Origin of the sequence: Streptomyces sp. S3(2020) (assembly GCF_013044505.1) — a bacterium.
Classification (GTDB): domain Bacteria; phylum Actinomycetota; class Actinomycetes; order Streptomycetales; family Streptomycetaceae; genus Streptomyces.
On sequence record NZ_JABERD010000227.1, the window covers coordinates 1 to 14,814 of the forward strand.

15 protein-coding genes and 1 pseudogene are annotated in these 14,814 nt (G+C 71.2%); 6 read left to right on the top strand and 10 right to left on the bottom strand.

What is annotated here, in order from left to right; genetic code table 11:
- Window positions 1-144 precede the first annotated feature (144 nt).
- A complete protein-coding gene (locus HLK59_RS41490; protein ID WP_171146833.1) occupies window positions 145-1,008 on the top strand; it encodes an Fpg/Nei family DNA glycosylase in 864 nt (287 codons plus the stop codon).
- Here the strand turns inward: HLK59_RS41490 and HLK59_RS41495 are convergent.
- From HLK59_RS41495 to HLK59_RS41510, 4 genes are all read right to left on the bottom strand, one after another.
- Window positions 1,001-1,870, bottom strand: a complete 870-nt coding sequence (locus HLK59_RS41495; protein ID WP_171146834.1) for a hypothetical protein — start codon at window positions 1,868-1,870, stop codon at window positions 1,001-1,003. The genes HLK59_RS41490 and HLK59_RS41495 overlap by 8 nt on opposite strands.
- Window positions 1,871-1,934: 64 nt before the next feature.
- Window positions 1,935-2,588: a zf-HC2 domain-containing protein gene (locus HLK59_RS41500; protein WP_171146835.1), complete on the bottom strand. Its 654-nt coding sequence runs from the start codon at window positions 2,586-2,588 to the stop codon at window positions 1,935-1,937.
- 207 nt (window positions 2,589-2,795) lie between these two features.
- Window positions 2,796-3,311 carry a hypothetical protein gene (locus tag HLK59_RS41505; RefSeq protein ID WP_171146836.1) on the bottom strand — a complete coding sequence of 172 codons (516 nt, stop codon included), beginning with the start codon at window positions 3,309-3,311 and terminating at the stop codon, window positions 2,796-2,798.
- A 135-nt stretch (window positions 3,312-3,446) separates the two neighbouring features.
- Window positions 3,447-3,992 carry a sigma-70 family RNA polymerase sigma factor gene (locus HLK59_RS41510; RefSeq protein ID WP_171146847.1) on the bottom strand — a complete coding sequence of 182 codons (546 nt, stop codon included), beginning with the start codon at window positions 3,990-3,992 and terminating at the stop codon, window positions 3,447-3,449.
- Between the two features lie 203 nt (window positions 3,993-4,195).
- Here HLK59_RS41510 and HLK59_RS41515 point away from each other — a divergent pair, with 203 nt between their 5' ends.
- Window positions 4,196-5,353: a CapA family protein gene (locus tag HLK59_RS41515; RefSeq protein WP_171146837.1), complete on the top strand. Its 1,158-nt coding sequence runs from the start codon at window positions 4,196-4,198 to the stop codon at window positions 5,351-5,353.
- A gap of 24 nt (window positions 5,354-5,377) precedes the next feature.
- On the opposite strand, the gene HLK59_RS41520 is transcribed toward HLK59_RS41515, so the two are convergent.
- Window positions 5,378-5,851 carry a MarR family transcriptional regulator gene (locus HLK59_RS41520; protein ID WP_171146838.1) on the bottom strand — a complete coding sequence of 158 codons (474 nt, stop codon included), beginning with the start codon at window positions 5,849-5,851 and terminating at the stop codon, window positions 5,378-5,380.
- 57 nt (window positions 5,852-5,908) lie between these two features.
- Between HLK59_RS41520 and HLK59_RS41525 the strand changes: the two genes are divergently transcribed.
- Window positions 5,909-6,724, top strand: a complete 816-nt coding sequence (locus HLK59_RS41525) for an alpha/beta hydrolase (RefSeq protein ID WP_171146839.1) — start codon at window positions 5,909-5,911, stop codon at window positions 6,722-6,724.
- 6 nt (window positions 6,725-6,730) lie between these two features.
- Here HLK59_RS41525 and HLK59_RS41530 read toward each other — a convergent pair whose 3' ends face one another.
- Window positions 6,731-7,192 (bottom strand): universal stress protein, encoded by a 462-nt coding sequence (locus HLK59_RS41530; RefSeq protein WP_171146840.1) that lies wholly within the window; start codon window positions 7,190-7,192, stop codon window positions 6,731-6,733.
- 88 nt (window positions 7,193-7,280) lie between these two features.
- Between HLK59_RS41530 and lysX the strand changes: the two genes are divergently transcribed.
- Window positions 7,281-10,547 carry a bifunctional lysylphosphatidylglycerol synthetase/lysine--tRNA ligase LysX gene (lysX, locus tag HLK59_RS41535; protein ID WP_171146841.1) on the top strand — a complete coding sequence of 1,089 codons (3,267 nt, stop codon included), beginning with the start codon at window positions 7,281-7,283 and terminating at the stop codon, window positions 10,545-10,547.
- A gap of 89 nt (window positions 10,548-10,636) precedes the next feature.
- Window positions 10,637-11,485, top strand: coding sequence for a polysaccharide deacetylase family protein (locus HLK59_RS41540; protein ID WP_171146842.1), 849 nt, complete (start codon window positions 10,637-10,639; stop codon window positions 11,483-11,485).
- 30 nt (window positions 11,486-11,515) lie between these two features.
- Here HLK59_RS41540 and HLK59_RS41545 read toward each other — a convergent pair whose 3' ends face one another.
- On the bottom strand, window positions 11,516-12,184 hold the full coding sequence (locus HLK59_RS41545; protein ID WP_171146843.1) for a class F sortase: 669 nt from the start codon (window positions 12,182-12,184) through the stop codon (window positions 11,516-11,518).
- A 332-nt stretch (window positions 12,185-12,516) separates the two neighbouring features.
- On the opposite strand from HLK59_RS41545, the gene HLK59_RS41550 reads away from it, so the two are divergent.
- On the top strand, window positions 12,517-13,026 hold the full coding sequence (locus tag HLK59_RS41550) for a hypothetical protein (RefSeq protein ID WP_171146844.1): 510 nt from the start codon (window positions 12,517-12,519) through the stop codon (window positions 13,024-13,026).
- A gap of 94 nt (window positions 13,027-13,120) precedes the next feature.
- Here the strand turns inward: HLK59_RS41550 and HLK59_RS41555 are convergent, their stop codons facing one another.
- From HLK59_RS41555 to HLK59_RS41565, 3 genes and pseudogenes are all read right to left on the bottom strand, one after another.
- Entirely contained in the window at window positions 13,121-13,648 is a 528-nt protein-coding gene (locus HLK59_RS41555) for a hypothetical protein (protein WP_171146845.1), read from the bottom strand.
- Between the two features lie 201 nt (window positions 13,649-13,849).
- Window positions 13,850-14,614: a DUF4239 domain-containing protein gene (locus tag HLK59_RS41560; RefSeq protein WP_171146846.1), complete on the bottom strand. Its 765-nt coding sequence runs from the start codon at window positions 14,612-14,614 to the stop codon at window positions 13,850-13,852.
- Window positions 14,615-14,630: 16 nt separating this feature from the next.
- Window positions 14,631-14,814: pseudogene (locus HLK59_RS41565) on the bottom strand (hypothetical protein); the annotation flags it as partial.

A 14,814-nucleotide genomic window follows, 5' to 3' on the forward strand; every position in this document is an offset into this window, starting at 1 on the left:
TCTCGGGGCGGGGCCTGCTCCTGGTCGACCTGCTCACCGACGTGTGGGGCGTGGAGGCGCGGGGCGGCGGCAAGTGCGTGTGGTGCGAGTTCGTGGTGCGGGACCGGAGCTGAGCACTCCTGCCTCCGGTGGCACTCTGGACGTATGCCGGAACTCCCCGAGGTCGAAGCGCTCAAGGACTTCCTGACCGAGAACCTGGTCGGCCACGAGATCGTGCGGGTGCTGCCCGTGGCGATCAGCGTCCTGAAGACGTACGACCCTCCGCTCACCGCCGTGGAGGGCCACGAGGTCACCGCGGTGCACCGGCACGGCAAGTTCTTGGACCTCGTCACCGACGGCGGCCCGCACTTCGTGACCCACCTGGCCCGCGCCGGCTGGCTGCACTGGAAGGACACCCTCCCCTCCGGTCCGCCCAAGCCCGGCAAGGGCCCCCTCGCGTTGCGGGTCGCCCTGGAGACGGGCGCCGGCTTCGACCTGACCGAGGCGGGCACCCAGAAGCGCCTCGCGGTGTACGTCGTCCGGGACCCGCGGGACGTACCGGGCGTGGCCCGGCTCGGCCCCGACCCGCTCGCCGACGACTTCGACGAGCGGCGGTTCGCGGACCTGCTGGCGAACGAACGCCGCCAGATCAAGGGCGCCCTGCGCGACCAGGGCCTGATCGCCGGGGTGGGCAACGCCTACAGCGACGAGATCCTCCACGCGGCGAGGATGTCCCCCTTCAAACTGGCCGCCTCCCTGACCCCGCAGGAGACGGGACGCCTGTACGAGGCCTTGAGGGGCACCCTGCGGGAGGCGGTCGAACGCTCCCGCGGGGTGGCGGCCGGGCGTCTGAAGGCCGAGAAGAAGAGCGGACTGCGCGTCCACGGCCGCACCGGCGAGCCCTGCCCCGTGTGCGGTGACACCGTCCGCGAGGTCTCCTTCAGCGACTCCTCCCTCCAGTACTGCCCGACCTGCCAGACGGGCGGCAAGCCACTGGCGGACCGCAGGATGTCGAAGCTGCTCAAGTAGTGCGGTGCCCGTGTTTCACCGGCGCACCCGTGAACGCGTCCAGCAGTACCCGGTCGCCGAGCTCCCTCTCCAGCTTCACGGTCACCTTCTCCATGAGCAGCTGGGCGGTGCACGGACCGTCGTTCGATCCGACGATCGCCGCGGACAGCACCACACTGCCGTCGGTCTCCAGGGCATGCACGGCGGGCCCGTCGTCGCAGGCCCCGTGGCCCGCGAGAACGGTGACGGACCGGCCGTCCGGGCCGGCTTTGATGAACTGTTCCAGCGGCATCAGCGTGTCCATGGGAGTCTCCCGGGCGGGCCCGATCGGCGACTCGGGAAGTTCCGAGGGTTCGATGGCGACGCGTTTGAGCGGAGTGTCGTACCCCTTCAGCGTGAAGAGCCAGGCCGGGACGGTGGCCGGGCCCCGGCTGGTGACCAGGGACGTCGTGCCCAACTTCACCTTGGTCACGGTCAGATGCGGTCCGTCGCCGCCGCCGCGGGCCACACTGTCGTACGCCCGTCGTGCGTCCATGAGGGGCAGGGCGAGTGAACCGCCGCTCCGCCACTCGACCTTGCCCTTCTCGGGCGAGGTGGTGGGCAGTTCACCGTCGAGGACGAAGTTCTGGTTGCCGTAGGCCTCCTTGTCGTCCTCGTCGCGGAAGGCGTTGTCGGGCAGCTGGACCACGTCCGCCATGGGGTAGTAGCCCGCGCGCCACACCTCGGCGGCCCGCGAGCCGTCCCAGGCGTCGGCCACCTTCCGGGCCCGGGACTCGGACTCGCGGGTCTGAGCCCGTGAGGAGCCGTGCTCGCTGCCGCAGCCGGCGAGGAGCAGTGCGAACGGAACCAATAGACCGACAGCGCGCGCGACATGTGTACGCATGTGTTCCCCCAGGACCGAACGGTTGTCGCTCCTGAGACGCCGGGACCGTGCTCCGCGTTCGCCCTCAGCCGGAGTTGAGTGTCACCAGGTGCTCGCCGTCGGTGGTGCGGACCTCGTAACGGGCGATCTGGGCGGGGTGGTAGGACGAGGCGCCGTTCATGACGAGCTCACGGGCGTCGTGACGCGGGACGCTCCAGGTGGTGACCGTCTCCTCGGTGCCGTCGTGGCCGACGATCACCAGGAGACAGGTGCGGGGGCCGGCCCCGTCCTTCACCTTCAGCTCCACCTGGGTGCCCGCGGTCTCGTCCGCGGCCGTGACCTGGGCCCAGACTCCGGAGCGTGCGTCGGTCGCCTCGATCTGCCGGGCCTCGTCCCCGCCGCCCCCGGCGACGACCACGATCCCGGGTCCGGCCACCGCGAACGCGACGGTCGCCGCCACGGCGCACAGGAACCGCCTGCGGCCGGACCGATGGCGCGCCCCGACCTCGGAGAGCAGCCGGTCCAGCATCCGCGGGCCGGGCTTGGCCAGCGGACTCACGAACTGCGGGGTGGAGCGCCGGTACAGCATCAACTGACGGGTTATGGGGCCGAATTCGGTGACGTGCGCAGCGCACCGAGGGCACTCCATGAGGTGATCCTCGAAGCGGAAGGCGTCCGCCTCTTCCAGCACGCCGAGCGCGTACGCGGCGACGTCGCGATGCCTCTCCTGGGACCTCATGCGGAATCCTCGTGCCGTTGGGTGCGGGTGGGGTTACTCCTTGCTCCCACCCGTACGCAGCGGACCGTCGAATCACTCAAGCCCCGCACAGAATCGCAACCTTTGGATTCGGAGCGGCCCGCCGCGAGGATTGGTCCCGTTCGAAAAAAGTCCGGGACCGCCCCTTCCGCGACCGTGCGCGGCCGGAACCCCCAGGCGGCGCACGGCTCAGAACAGATGGATGGCGAGATGTCCGAGCGGCAGCCCGAGCTGCCAGGCCTTCGTCCACACCTGCGGCCCCTCGTCCTCCCCGATGCCGGAGCCGCCGCCGGGCACCGCGTTGAGGTCCGGGGCGAGGAGCTCGGTCTCCTCCAACCATTGCCAGGCCAGCTCGGCCAGGTCCAAGTCGGGTGCGGGAGCCCCGGATTCGATCGCCTCGGCCGCGAGCCCCGCCATGCGCTCGCGCACCCAGTCCTGCCACGGCTGGTCGTACGCCGTAAGCGACAGCCAGGTCTCCAGCTGGGAGACGACCCGGATGCCGGACAGCTCGCCGTCGGTGTCGGACAGGAAGATGGTCAGCGCCAGGGCGTCACGCCCGGCGCGGAACTCGAAGGACGTCGGCGGCATCAGATCGCCGGTCCGCAGCAGCTCGTCGGCGATGTACTCGGCGTACAACCAGGCCATGGGGACGGTGAGTTCACCGCCACCGGCGCCGTCCGTGCTCTCTTGACCTCTGTGCAGCATCCCTTCCTGCCTTCCTCCGGTGCGTGCGCGTAGCCCGGTGCCGGGCCCCAGTGCGGAACACGGATGAAGACAGCCGATTACTCAACCATGGTCCTCAGCAAGGCGCTTTACGAAGGCTTTGCCGCAACATGGGTTTCAGCGCAGGTCGGCCGCGTATCCGGGCAGGACCCGGCGCAGGGCACGCAGCGCGTAGTACGCGCGGGACTTCACGGTACCGGGCGGAATCCCGAGCGCCGCCGCGGCCTCCGCCACACTCGCCCCCTGGAAATACACGAGCACCAGGACTTCACGGTGCTCCGGAGTGAGTGTCTTCACAGCCTCGCGTACATCGAGGGTCGCCGCCGCCCGTTCGGCGTGATCGGCGCAGACCCGCGCGTTCTCCAGGATCGCGTCCCCGACCTCCGGCGGCCGCGCCTGCCGGGCCCGCCGTGCGTCGATCGCGAGGCGCCGCCCCACGGTCAGCAGCCAGGGCCGTACGGAGTCGAAGTCGTCGGCGCGCAGGGCCTCGGGATGCTGCCAGGCCCGTACGAGGGTCTCCTGGACGAGGTCCTCGGCGCGCTGCCGGTCTCCGTCGCACAGCCGGAGGAGCAATGCGAAGAGCGGCCGGCCGTGCTCCCGCTGCAGTGCGGCGAGCTCGTGCTCGGCGGTCGTCCCGTTCGTGAGCGTGGTTCCGGCCGTCATGGCCGTATGGCATCGCAGCGTGACCGCGAGGGACAGGGCACGCACCCGGATCTGCGGCGGACGGTCGATCGCGTCGACGAACGGTACGACGAACGGTTCCCTCCGCATCTTCCATCGGGCGAATGAACGTGCCCGGGCAGTTTGCGGCGCTGCTCATCTTCGTACTTATTTGTGCGTAAATACGATCACAGTGGGGTGAGCTGATGATTGCACGCAGACGACAGGTGGCCCTGGCCCTCACGGCGTTGCTGACCGCGGGCGCCGCCTGCCAGGCCCAGGACCACGACCCTCCCGACCGCCCCGGCCGTCCGGCCCCGTCCGCCGACGGGCCCCGCGGCTTCACGCTCGTCGCCTCCGGCGACGTCCTCCCGCACAGCTCCGTCATCGACCGCGCCCGCTTCGACGCGGGCGGTACCGGCTACGACTTCCGCCCGATGCTCTCCGGCGTCGAACCCGTGGTCTCCCGCGCCGATCTGGCGCTGTGCCACATGGAGACCGTCTACGGCGCCGACGGCGACTACACCGGATACCCCGCCTTCAAATCCCCGCCCGAAGTCGCCCAGGGCCTCGCCGCCACCGGCTACGACGGCTGCTCCACCGCTTCCAACCACAGCCTCGACGACGGCGCCCAGGGCATCAGCCGCACCCTCGACGCCCTCGACCGCCAGGGCGTACGGCACGCCGGCAGCGCACGCACCGAGGCCGAGGCGCGGACCGTCACGCTGCTGCGCGCGGGCGCCGCGAAGGTCGCCCATCTCGCGTACACCTACGACACCAACGGCTACCCGCTGCCGCAGGGGCAGCCCTGGGCCGTCAACCTCATCGACGAGGGCAGGATCCTCGCCGACGCCCGAGCCGCCCGGCGGGCCGGCGCCGACGTGGTCGTCGTCTCCGTGCACTGGGGCACCGAATGGCAGGACGCCCCCGACGACCGCCAGCTCACGCTGGCGCGCTCCCTCACCGCGGCCCGTACGGACGGCCGCCCCGACATCGACCTCGTCCTCGGCACCCACGCCCATGTCCCGCAGGCGTACGAGAAGGTCAACGGCACCTGGGTGGTCTACGGCATGGGCGACCAGGTCGCCGGCGAGATGTTCAACCACCTGGGCGCGCAGGACCCACGCGGCAACCAGTCCACCCTCGCCCGCTTCACCTTCGTCCCGCCGGGGAAGCCGGGCGGCCGCTGGGAGGTGAAGAAGGCCGAGTTCATCCCGCAGCTGTTCGACATCGACGCCGGCCGGGTGCTGAACCTCAACGAGGTGATCGCGCGGGGCGCCGAACTCACCGGCGTGCGCGACCGCATCCGGGACGTGGTGCTGAGCCGGGGCGCGGCGAAGGACGGCCTGACGATGGGGGAGTAGGGAAGGAGAAGAGGGCGCCGGAGGTCAGTCCACGTCCACGTGGTCGAACGTCCGCAGCATCTCCTTCAGCACGCGCGCGCACGCCTTGAGCTCGGCCTCGGTCAGCTCACCGCCGACCTGCCGGTTCAGGGCGTGCTCGCGCGCGAGGATCCCGGTGACGACGGCCTCACCGTCCCCCGTGATGCGAATGAGCGAGGACCGCTGGTGCGCGGGGTTGGGTGTGGTCTCCGCCCAGCCGCGCTCCAGCGCCTCGTTGGTCATCCGCTGCACGAACTGCCGGGTCAGTGCCATGATCCGGCCCATCTGAGGCACCGTCATGGGCCCGTACCTGTGCAGCAGGACCAGCACGGAACGCACCCCGACGGACACCCCCTCGACCGCCTCGCTCTGCTCCAGCTTGCGCAGACCGCGCCGGTAGAGCGCGCCGACCAGGTCGAACACCTCACTGACGCGGTGGCCGAGCTCGTCGGGTGGGAGGGGTTCGTCGATGTCGTTCACGTCGTCATTGTGACACCTCGGTTGTCAAAGCGACCAGAAGATGACACCTTGGTTGTCATGACAGTTGCTTCGGAACTGAGCTACTTCACGTCCACCGACGGCGATCTCGCCTACACCGACACCGGCTCGGGCATCCCCGTGGTCCTGCTTCACTCCGGGTACGTCGACCACCGGTTCTGGGACGCCCAGATACCGGCCCTCGCCGCCGGACACCGCGTCATCGTGCCGGACGTGCGGGGCCACGGATGGTCCGCCAACGCCACCGAGCCGTTCCGCTGGGCCGACGACCTGGCCGGACTGCTCCGTCATCTCGACGCGGGGCCCGCCGTCCTCGTCGGCCTGTCGATGGGCGGGGTGATCGCCACCGACACCGTCCTGGAGTACCCCGACCTCGTGCGCGCGGTCGTCACCTGCGGCGCCGCGACCGGCGACTTCCAGTACTCGGACCCCTGGACCAAGGAGATCCAGGCCGAGTACGCCCGCACCCTGGGCGCCGGTGACATCGAGGGCTGGCTCGCCGCCTTCGCGCGGGTCGTGCCCGGTGAACACCGGACCCTGGACGACATCGCGCTGGAGATCCCGCGCCGCCTGCGGGAGATGGCCCTCCACTCGATCTCCAAGCACACACCCGGCGAGCCGAACCGGCTCGTGCCGGTGACCGACTCCTGGTCGCGCGCCCCGAAGATCGACGTCCCGGTGCTCGCCCTCAACGGAACCCTCGAACCCGCCGAGATGCTCGACGCCGCCGAACGGCTGGCCCGTACCGTCCCCGACGGCCGCGCCGTGACCATCGACGGCGTGGGCCACTACCCGAACCTGGAGAAGCCCGAGGAGTTCGACGCGATCCTGCTCGACTTCCTCCGCGCCCTCTGAACAGCCCTACGGCACCACGGTCACCGGCCACCGCCCGGCCTTCACCAGCCGCACCGCGACCGAGCCGACGATCCGGTGACCGGCCTGTTCGGAGGCGCCCACCACCACGGCGTCCGCCTTGAGCTCGTCCGAGGCCTTCACCAGCCCGCTGTAGGGATCGCCGCGGAACGTGTGGAACTCCCAGCGCACATCGAATATCCCCTTGGTGCGCTCGGTCGCCTCCCGGATCTGGGCGACCAGATCCTCGGCGATCTCGTCGGTCGTCTCCGCGACCGGCGCCCCGAGCGCCGCGCCCGCCGTCATCACCGGCTGCACGTACACGACCGCGAGGAGAGCGTGCTGGCGGCGGGCCAGGCCGCCGGCGTAGGCGGCCGCCCGGAGGGAGGAGTCGGAGCCGTCCACGCCGACCACGATGACCTTCGGCCCGTCCGTGCCCCGCTCGAACCGGTGCGAGTGCTGTTCCGTCACGGCTGGAGGCTATCGGAATCCCCAGGTCCCGCCGCCGAGCGGGGCCTTTCGACGGGCGGTACCGCCCGGCTGTTCCTACAGTCGGAACATGAGTGCCACCGTCGAGGCCGTACCGGCGAAGGACACCACGGGCCCGACACGACGGCCCGGCAGCGGCCTCCTCAGCAGGGTGCCGGAAGCCTTCGCGGCCTTCTTCGGCGCCCTCGGACTGCTGTGCCTGCTGCTCGCCCTCATCCCGCCGCTGCGCAGACTCCTGCGCCCCGTCGTCCGCCTCCTGGACCTGCTGATCGTCCCGGTCAGCGCCAACCTCGCCTACGCCGTCTTCCTCTTCCTGCTCGCCGGCGCCACCGCCGCCCGCAAGAAGGTCGCCTGGTGGCTGGTCGTCGTCTACCTGGGCCTGCTCGTCCTCGTCGACGCCCTCGGCGTGGCCGTCGGCCTCTACGCCGACTCCATCCCGTCCCTCGTCGTATGCGCACTCGCGCTGGCCCTGCTCGTCGTCGCCCGCAAGGAGTTCTACGGCGCCTCCCGCCGCGCCGCCGTCCGACGGGCGGTCCTGGTCCTGCTGGCCGGCCTGCTCCTGGGCATCCTGGCCGGCTGGGGCCTGGTCGAGCTCTTCCCCGGCACGCTGCCCCGCGGCCAGCGCCTGCTGTGGGCCGCCGACCGCGTCTGCGGCGGCCTGGTCTCCGCCCGCTCCTTCGACGGCCGACCGCCCCGCGCCCTGTTCTTCCTCCTCGGCCTGTTCGGCGCCCTCGCCCTCCTCAACGCCGCCGCCACCCTCTTCCGCTCCCAGCGCATGGAGGCGGCCCTGCACGGCGACGAGGAGACCCGGATCAGGGCGCTCCTGAAGACCTACGGCGAGAAGGACTCCCTCGGCTACTTCGCCACCCGGCGCGACAAGGCCGTCGTCTTCTCGCCCAGCGGCAAGGCCGCCGTCACCTACCGCGTCGAGGCCGGCGTCTGTCTCGCCAGCGGCGACCCCGTCGGCGACCGCGAAGCCTGGCCGCACGCCATCGCCGCCTGGCTCGACGCGGCCCGCAGACACGCCTGGGCGCCCGCCGCCATGGGCGCATCCGAGGACGGCGCCAAGGCCTACGCCCGCGCCGGACTCGGCGCGCTCCAACTCGGCGACGAGGCGATCCTGAACGTGGCCGGCTTCGACCTCGGCGGCCGCGACATGCGGGTCACCCGGCAGGCCGTGAACCGGGTCCGCCGCACCGGCGCCCACTGCCGCATCCGCCGCCACTCCGCCCTGACCGACGCGGAGATGGAGGAGGTCGTCGACAAGGCCGACGCCTGGCGCGACACCGAGACCGAACGCGGCTTCTCCATGGCCCTGGACCGCCTCGGCGACCCCGCGGACGGCGACTGCCTCCTCGTGGAAGCCCTCGGCGAGGACGGCAAACTGCTCGCCCTGCTGTCCTTCGTCCCCTGGGGCACCGACGGCGTCTCCCTGGACCTGATGCGCCGTGACCGCAGCGCACCCAACGGCGTCATGGAGTTCATGGTCGCCGAACTGTGCGCCGTCGCACCGAAGTCCGGCGTCCGCCGGATCTCCCTCAACTTCGCCGTCTTCCGCTCGGTCTTCGAGGAGGGCGCCCGCATCGGCGCCGGACCGGTGCTCCGCCTCTGGCGCCGGCTGCTGCTGTTCTTCTCCAGGTGGTGGCAGCTGGAGGCCCTCTACCGCTCCAACGCCAAATACCACCCCGAGTGGTACCCGCGCTTCATCTGCTACGGCGAGACCGGCGCCCTCGCCCGCATCGGCCTCGCCTCCGGCATCGCCGAGGGATTCGTCTCCGTACCCTCGCTGCGCAAACTCTGGGGAAAGGGGCACCCGAGAACCGGGCCGCGGCCGGCCACCACCGAGGGCCTGCCGCCGCTGTCGGCGCTCGGCCTCGACGGAGGGGACCAGGCCGGGGCAGCCGGCCCGGATGCGGGCCTGCCCGAACAGGCCCGCATCCGGCACCGGAAACTGGACCGGCTGCGCGCCGAGGGCATCGACCCCTACCCGGTGGGCGTTCCCGCCCGCACCCATGCCCTCGCCGAGGTCCGCGAGGGCGAGCAGGTCACCGTCGCGGGGCGGATCATGCGGGTGCGCGACTTCGGCGGCATCGTCTTCGTCACCCTGCGCGACTGGTCCGGGGACCACCAACTGGCGCTCACCCACGACGGCGTGGACCGCTTCCGATCGGACACCGACATCGGCGACCACATCACCGCCACGGGCACGGCCGGCGTCAGCGACAAGGGCGAACCGACCGTCTTCGTCAGCTCCTGGCAACTCCTCGGCAAGTGCCTGCGCCCCCTCCCCGACAAACGCCGCGGCCTCACCGACCCCGAGGCCAAGGTCCGGATGCGCTATCTCGACCTGGTCTCCAGCCCCGCCGCCCGCGACGTCGTCCGCGCCCGCTCCACCGCCGTACAGGCCCTGCGCCAGGGCCTGCTGGAGCGCGGCTACCTGGAGGTCGAGACGCCGATGCTCCAGCAGATCCACGGCGGCGCCAACGCCCGCCCCTTCACCACCCACATCAACGCCTACGACCTCGACCTGTACCTGCGCATCGCCCCCGAGCTCTATCTCAAACGGCTGTGCGTCGGCGGCCTGGAGAAGGTCTTCGAGATGGGCCGCACCTTCCGCAACGAGGGCGTCTCCTACAAGCACAACCCCGAGTTCACGATGCTGGAGGCCTACCAGGCCTTCGCCGACTACGACGTCATGCTCGACCTCACCCGCGAACTCGTCCAGGGCGCCGCCACCGCCGCCTTCGGCTCGCCGATCGCCCGCAAGGACGGCCAGGAGTACGACATCTCGGGGGCATGGCCGGTCAAGACCGTCTACGGCGCCCTCTCCGAGGCACTGGGGGAGGAGATCGACGCCGACACCGACCTGCTGCGGCTGCACCGGCACTGCGACCGCGCGGGCGTGCCGTACACCGGCGACGACGGCCGCGGCGACGTCGTCCTGGAGATGTACGAACGGCTCGTCGAGGAGAAGACCCAGCTGCCCACCTTCTACAAGGACTTCCCGACCGACGTCTCCCCGCTCACCCGCCAGCACCGGGGAGACCCGCGGCTCGCCGAGCGCTGGGACCTCGTCGCCTTCGGCACCGAACTCGGCACCGCCTACTCCGAGCTCACCGACCCCGTCGAGCAGCGCCGCCGCCTCACCGCCCAGTCGCTGCTCGCCGCCGGGGGAGACCCCGAGGCGATGGAGCTCGACGAGGACTTCCTCGACGCCCTGGAGTACGCGATGCCGCCCACCGGGGGCCTCGGAATCGGTGTCGACCGGCTCGTCATGTTCCTCACCGGCCTGACGATCCGCGAGACGCTGCCGTTCCCGCTGGTGCGCCGCCGCTGACGGTCCCTCATAGGCCGGGCGGGTGCTTTCCCGCCGCCGCACCGGTGTAGTCCTGGTGCGTCGGCCGTTCTTCGGGCGACTGATGAGTCATGACGAAGGATCAGTTGCTCACACGGCTGCTCTCGCGACGCCGGGCCCTGCTCGCCGGCGCCGCCGCTGTCGGTGCGGCCGGCACGGCCGGACTGTTCGCGGCGAGCACCGGCGACACCCCGAAGCGGCCCGTGCTCCCCGCCGCGGGCCCCCCGGCGCACCGCCCGCTCAAGCCGTCCGCCTACCGCCTCCAGCCCCTGACCGGCTACGGCCCGCCGCGCACCGCCCCCCGTCGCACGCCGGTGCGTCACGAGCCGCTGCTCCGGGTGTCCGGGCGCGGCCGCACCATGGTGCTGACCTTCGACGACGGGCCCGATCCCCGCTACACCCCCCACATCCTGGACACACTGGCCGAGTACGACGTCCGCGCGATGTTCTTCGTCTGCGGCGAGATGGCGGTCGACAACAAGGACCTGCTGGCCCGCATGTCCGACGAGGGCCATGTCGTCGGCAACCACACCTGGTCCCACCCCCTGCTCACCCGGCTGAGCCGGGGCCGCATCCGCTCCGAGATGGAACGCACCTGCGACGTCATCGAGGAGGCCTACGGCGAACGCCCGCAATGGTTCCGCGCGCCCTACGGCGCCTGGAACCGCGCCGCCTTCCAGCTCGGCGCCGAACTCGGCATGGACCCCCTCGCCTGGACCGTCGACACGCTCGACTGGACCGCCCCCGCGGCCCGCACCATCGTCGGCCGGGTCGAGAACGGCGCCGCCCCCGGCGTCGTGGTGCTCTCCCACGACGCCGGGGGCGACCGCTCCCAGAGTGTCCGGGCGCTGCGCGACTATCTGCCGCAACTCCTGGACTCCGGCTACCACATCACCGTCCCGAGACGGCAGTACGCGTAACGCCGGACCGGCCCGCCCGGTCGGGGACGCTCAGCGGACCTCGACCAGGCGGGCGAAGGTGACGACATTCCCCGCGTAACCGTTCTGCTTGGAGAAACCCCCGCCGCAGGTGATGACGCGCAGTTCCGGAGTTCCCTTGGAGCCGTAGACGCGGTCGCCCGGGAAGTTGTTCTTCTCGAAGACCTCGATGCCGTAGATCTCGAACACGGCCGTCTTGCCGTCCCTGCGCCGCACCTCGACGCGGTTTCCCTTTTTCAGGGCCCCGAGTCCGTAGAACACGGCGGGGCCCAGTTTGTTGTCGACATGGCCCACGAGGATGGCGGTGCCCTTCTCGCCGGGCGAGACGGCGCCGGTGAACCAGCCGGCCAGGTTCGGGTCCTCCGGTGGCGGCGCGCCCACCCAGCCGTCGGCGTCCAGGCCGACGGGCATGACCGGCGCGTCGACCTGGATCGCCGGGATCCTGATGCGGTCGGGCTCGGAGAACGGCTGCGGTGCCGCCGATCCGGCGAAGGTGCCGGGAACACGGCTGTCCGCCGCGGCGGCGGTCGCCGGCTGCGGCGGACCCACGTCGAACTCTCCCGAACCGTTCCGAATGAGAGCGAGGCCGGTCAGCAGAACAAGCGCTATCACGCCCCAAGGAGCGCGCTTCTTCCGCCGCTCCTCCTCTTCGGCCAGCTCGGCCAGCTCGGACGCAGACATTCGACTTCCCCTCTCGACGCGACCGTCGCCCCGTCATTCGCGCATACGAGAACGCTAAGTACGGCGGACGGAACCGGCGACGCGACAGAAGCGAACGGGTGGCCCCCATCGCCGTGGGTGCGCCATCCGAGTTGCCGACGGCAGGAATTTTCTGACGGTCCGTGACCTGCGGCAATATCCGATTGTGCGCTTTTCGCTCGGCGTGTCCTCTCACCAGGACGGACCATCGCCGAAATGCGCCCGCGTGCACGGCATCTGAGGGTCTTTCTGGGAGGCGCTTTCTCGCCGATCCACCGGGGACCGTTCCCGGGGCGTCTTCCGCGGAGGATCACATGCGTACCACCCGTGCCCTGGCGGCCTCTGCCGCCGCGGTCGCCGCCCTCGGACTCGCCGCCCCCGCCGCCGTAGCGCGCGACGGGATGCCGGGCGGTTCGGGCAGCGCCGTCAGCCCGAGCAACATCGTCGCCCTGCCCAGCGTCATCGCCCGCGGTGGTCAGCTGACCATCACCGTCGACAACTGCCCCAACGGAGGCACCGCCTCCTCGCCCGCGTTCACCGGTTCGGTGACCCTGTCCGCCGGCAGCCCGTCGACGGGTACGGCCACCGTCAGCTCGACCGCCAACCCGGGCCAGTACTCCATCACGGTCAACTGCACCAACCGGAGCCCGCTCACCAGGAGCGACGCCTTCACCGTCATCGGCGGTGTCCGCGGCGGTCTCGGCGGCAGCAGCTCGACCGGGGCGACCCCGACCGACATGGCCATCGGCGGCGGGCTCGTCGCCGCGGCCGCGATCGGCGGCGGGGTGTTCTGGATGCGCCGCCGCGCGGAGAAGCGCATCTGATCTCCCCCCTCGGAGACAGCCGCGCACACCCGGACAGGCCTTCGCCCCGGACCCTGGGAAGGGTTCCGGGGCGAAGGCCTGTCCGGGGGAGCGGTCAGCCGCCGTCCTCGCCGGTGCGGCGGCGCGAGAAGTGGTACGCCGCCCCGACCGAGCCGGCGATGAGCGCGGCACCGAGCCCGATCTCCTTCAGGTCGAACCCGGCGACCGTGCCGCCCTCACCGGCGTGCACACCCTGGTTGGGGTACGGATAGGGCGTGGGGTTGGTCGTGCGGCCGGTGGCGATGGTCAGCTGTGTCGAACCGCTGACCCCGTCACAGGAGAACGTCACCTTGTACGTGGCGCCCGGTTTGGCGTCCCAGTCGACGACCGCCGTCGCGGACGACCGGTTGCCCGGGATGGAGATCGTGTCGAACACCCCCGAGCTGACCGTCGCGGACCCGACACAGCCGCCCTTGTCCCGCTGCAGTTGCAGGGTGACCTGGCCGCCCGCCGCGACGGTCGAGGGCAGGACGCTGAAGCCGAACGGCGTGATGTTGTCGCCGTTGGCGACGGCTGCCGGTGCGGCGAGGGCGAGGGCACTGACGCCCAGCAGAGCGGCCGAGGCTACGCGTATCGCGCGCATGGTGAATCCTCCGGGTCCCCGAGGAGCAGCAGCGGACCTTTTCCGCTTGCGCCAGAAATGCACCTCGATGACCGGAACGCTAGGGAAGGTACGCACATGTGCGCGAACGCTGTCGGGCGAATGGGGCACGGATGTGGGCCGGCCGGGGGACGGTGACGGCGTGGCGGCCGTCCCCCGGCCGGTACGTCAGGTGAGTGCGCGTCAGGGCTTGGCGTCCGGGAAGAGGTTCAGGAACGGCTCCGCCGACGCCGTGACGCCCCGGCTGTAGGGCGCGTCGAAGTCCCAGATGAGGAAGAGCAGGAAGGCGATCAGCGCCGAGAAGATCCCCGCGAGGATCAGCTCGCGCGCCGTACGCCGGATCTGGAGGGCCAGGACCATGCCGATGGTGACGACGGCCCCGCCGATCAGCCCGAACCACACCACGCCCGGCATCGTCGCCCCCATCGAGTTGATCCGGGCGTTGCGCGCCTGGTCGGCCGCGGCCACCTGGTCGACGAGCGGCTGGTAGGCCTGGGCCTGGAAGTCGGTCCTCGGCTCGTAGTCGGTGACGTCCCGGCGGATCCGGTCGAGGAGGTCGGCGCCGCGCTGGGTGGCCTTGCCGTGGTCGGCCATCGTCTTCCACTCGGTGTTCACCACGTGTCCGACATAGGCGTTGACATCGTCCCGAATACGGTCACGGGCGTCGGCCGGGTAGACCCGCACCCGCTCCGAGATCTCGTGCAGGGCCACGGCTTCCGCCTGTACGTGGTCCTGGGCGGCGCTGCGCCCCTCCCAGACACCCGCGATGGCCAGGCCCAGGACGATGGCGTACACCACGCCGATCCACATCGTCATGTACTCGATGACGTCCGGGGTCTCGCTGGGGTCCTCGTCATGGGAGGCCGCCTTGTGGCGGACGACGGAGATGATGACCACCACGCCACAGGCGGCCAGCATCGCGAGGGTGAGAACAAGCCATTCCGGCAAGAGATGCCTCCAGGGGTCAGCGCGGACGCAGCGCGGCGACGGCGACCAGCGCGGGCACCGTGATGAGCAGGACGAAGGTGAGCGGCGAGGTGCCGCCGCGGGTGGCGGGCCGCGGTGCCGGGGCCTTGTACGCCGGATAGTGCACGGGAGCCGCGGCGGGGGCCGGGGCCGGCTCCCGTGCACTATCCGGCGTACAAGGC

Excerpts from the sequence above, each read along its gene's own strand:
- HLK59_RS41490 (WP_171146833.1), top strand. The coding sequence starts at position 145 with ATGCCGGAACTCCCCGAGGTCGAAGCGCTCAAGGACTTCCTGACCGAG.
- HLK59_RS41495 (WP_171146834.1), bottom strand. The coding sequence starts at position 1,870 with ATGCGTACACATGTCGCGCGCGCTGTCGGTCTATTGGTTCCGTTCGCA.
- HLK59_RS41500 (WP_171146835.1), bottom strand. The coding sequence starts at position 2,588 with ATGAGGTCCCAGGAGAGGCATCGCGACGTCGCCGCGTACGCGCTCGGC.
- HLK59_RS41505 (WP_171146836.1), bottom strand. The coding sequence starts at position 3,311 with ATGCTGCACAGAGGTCAAGAGAGCACGGACGGCGCCGGTGGCGGTGAA.
- HLK59_RS41510 (WP_171146847.1), bottom strand. The coding sequence starts at position 3,992 with ATGACGGCCGGAACCACGCTCACGAACGGGACGACCGCCGAGCACGAG.
- HLK59_RS41515 (WP_171146837.1), top strand. The coding sequence starts at position 4,196 with ATGATTGCACGCAGACGACAGGTGGCCCTGGCCCTCACGGCGTTGCTG.
- HLK59_RS41525 (WP_171146839.1), top strand. The coding sequence starts at position 5,909 with ATGACAGTTGCTTCGGAACTGAGCTACTTCACGTCCACCGACGGCGAT.
- lysX (WP_171146841.1), top strand. The coding sequence starts at position 7,281 with ATGAGTGCCACCGTCGAGGCCGTACCGGCGAAGGACACCACGGGCCCG.
- HLK59_RS41540 (WP_171146842.1), top strand. The coding sequence starts at position 10,637 with ATGACGAAGGATCAGTTGCTCACACGGCTGCTCTCGCGACGCCGGGCC.
- HLK59_RS41545 (WP_171146843.1), bottom strand. The coding sequence starts at position 12,184 with ATGTCTGCGTCCGAGCTGGCCGAGCTGGCCGAAGAGGAGGAGCGGCGG.
- HLK59_RS41550 (WP_171146844.1), top strand. The coding sequence starts at position 12,517 with ATGCGTACCACCCGTGCCCTGGCGGCCTCTGCCGCCGCGGTCGCCGCC.
- HLK59_RS41555 (WP_171146845.1), bottom strand. The coding sequence starts at position 13,648 with ATGCGCGCGATACGCGTAGCCTCGGCCGCTCTGCTGGGCGTCAGTGCC.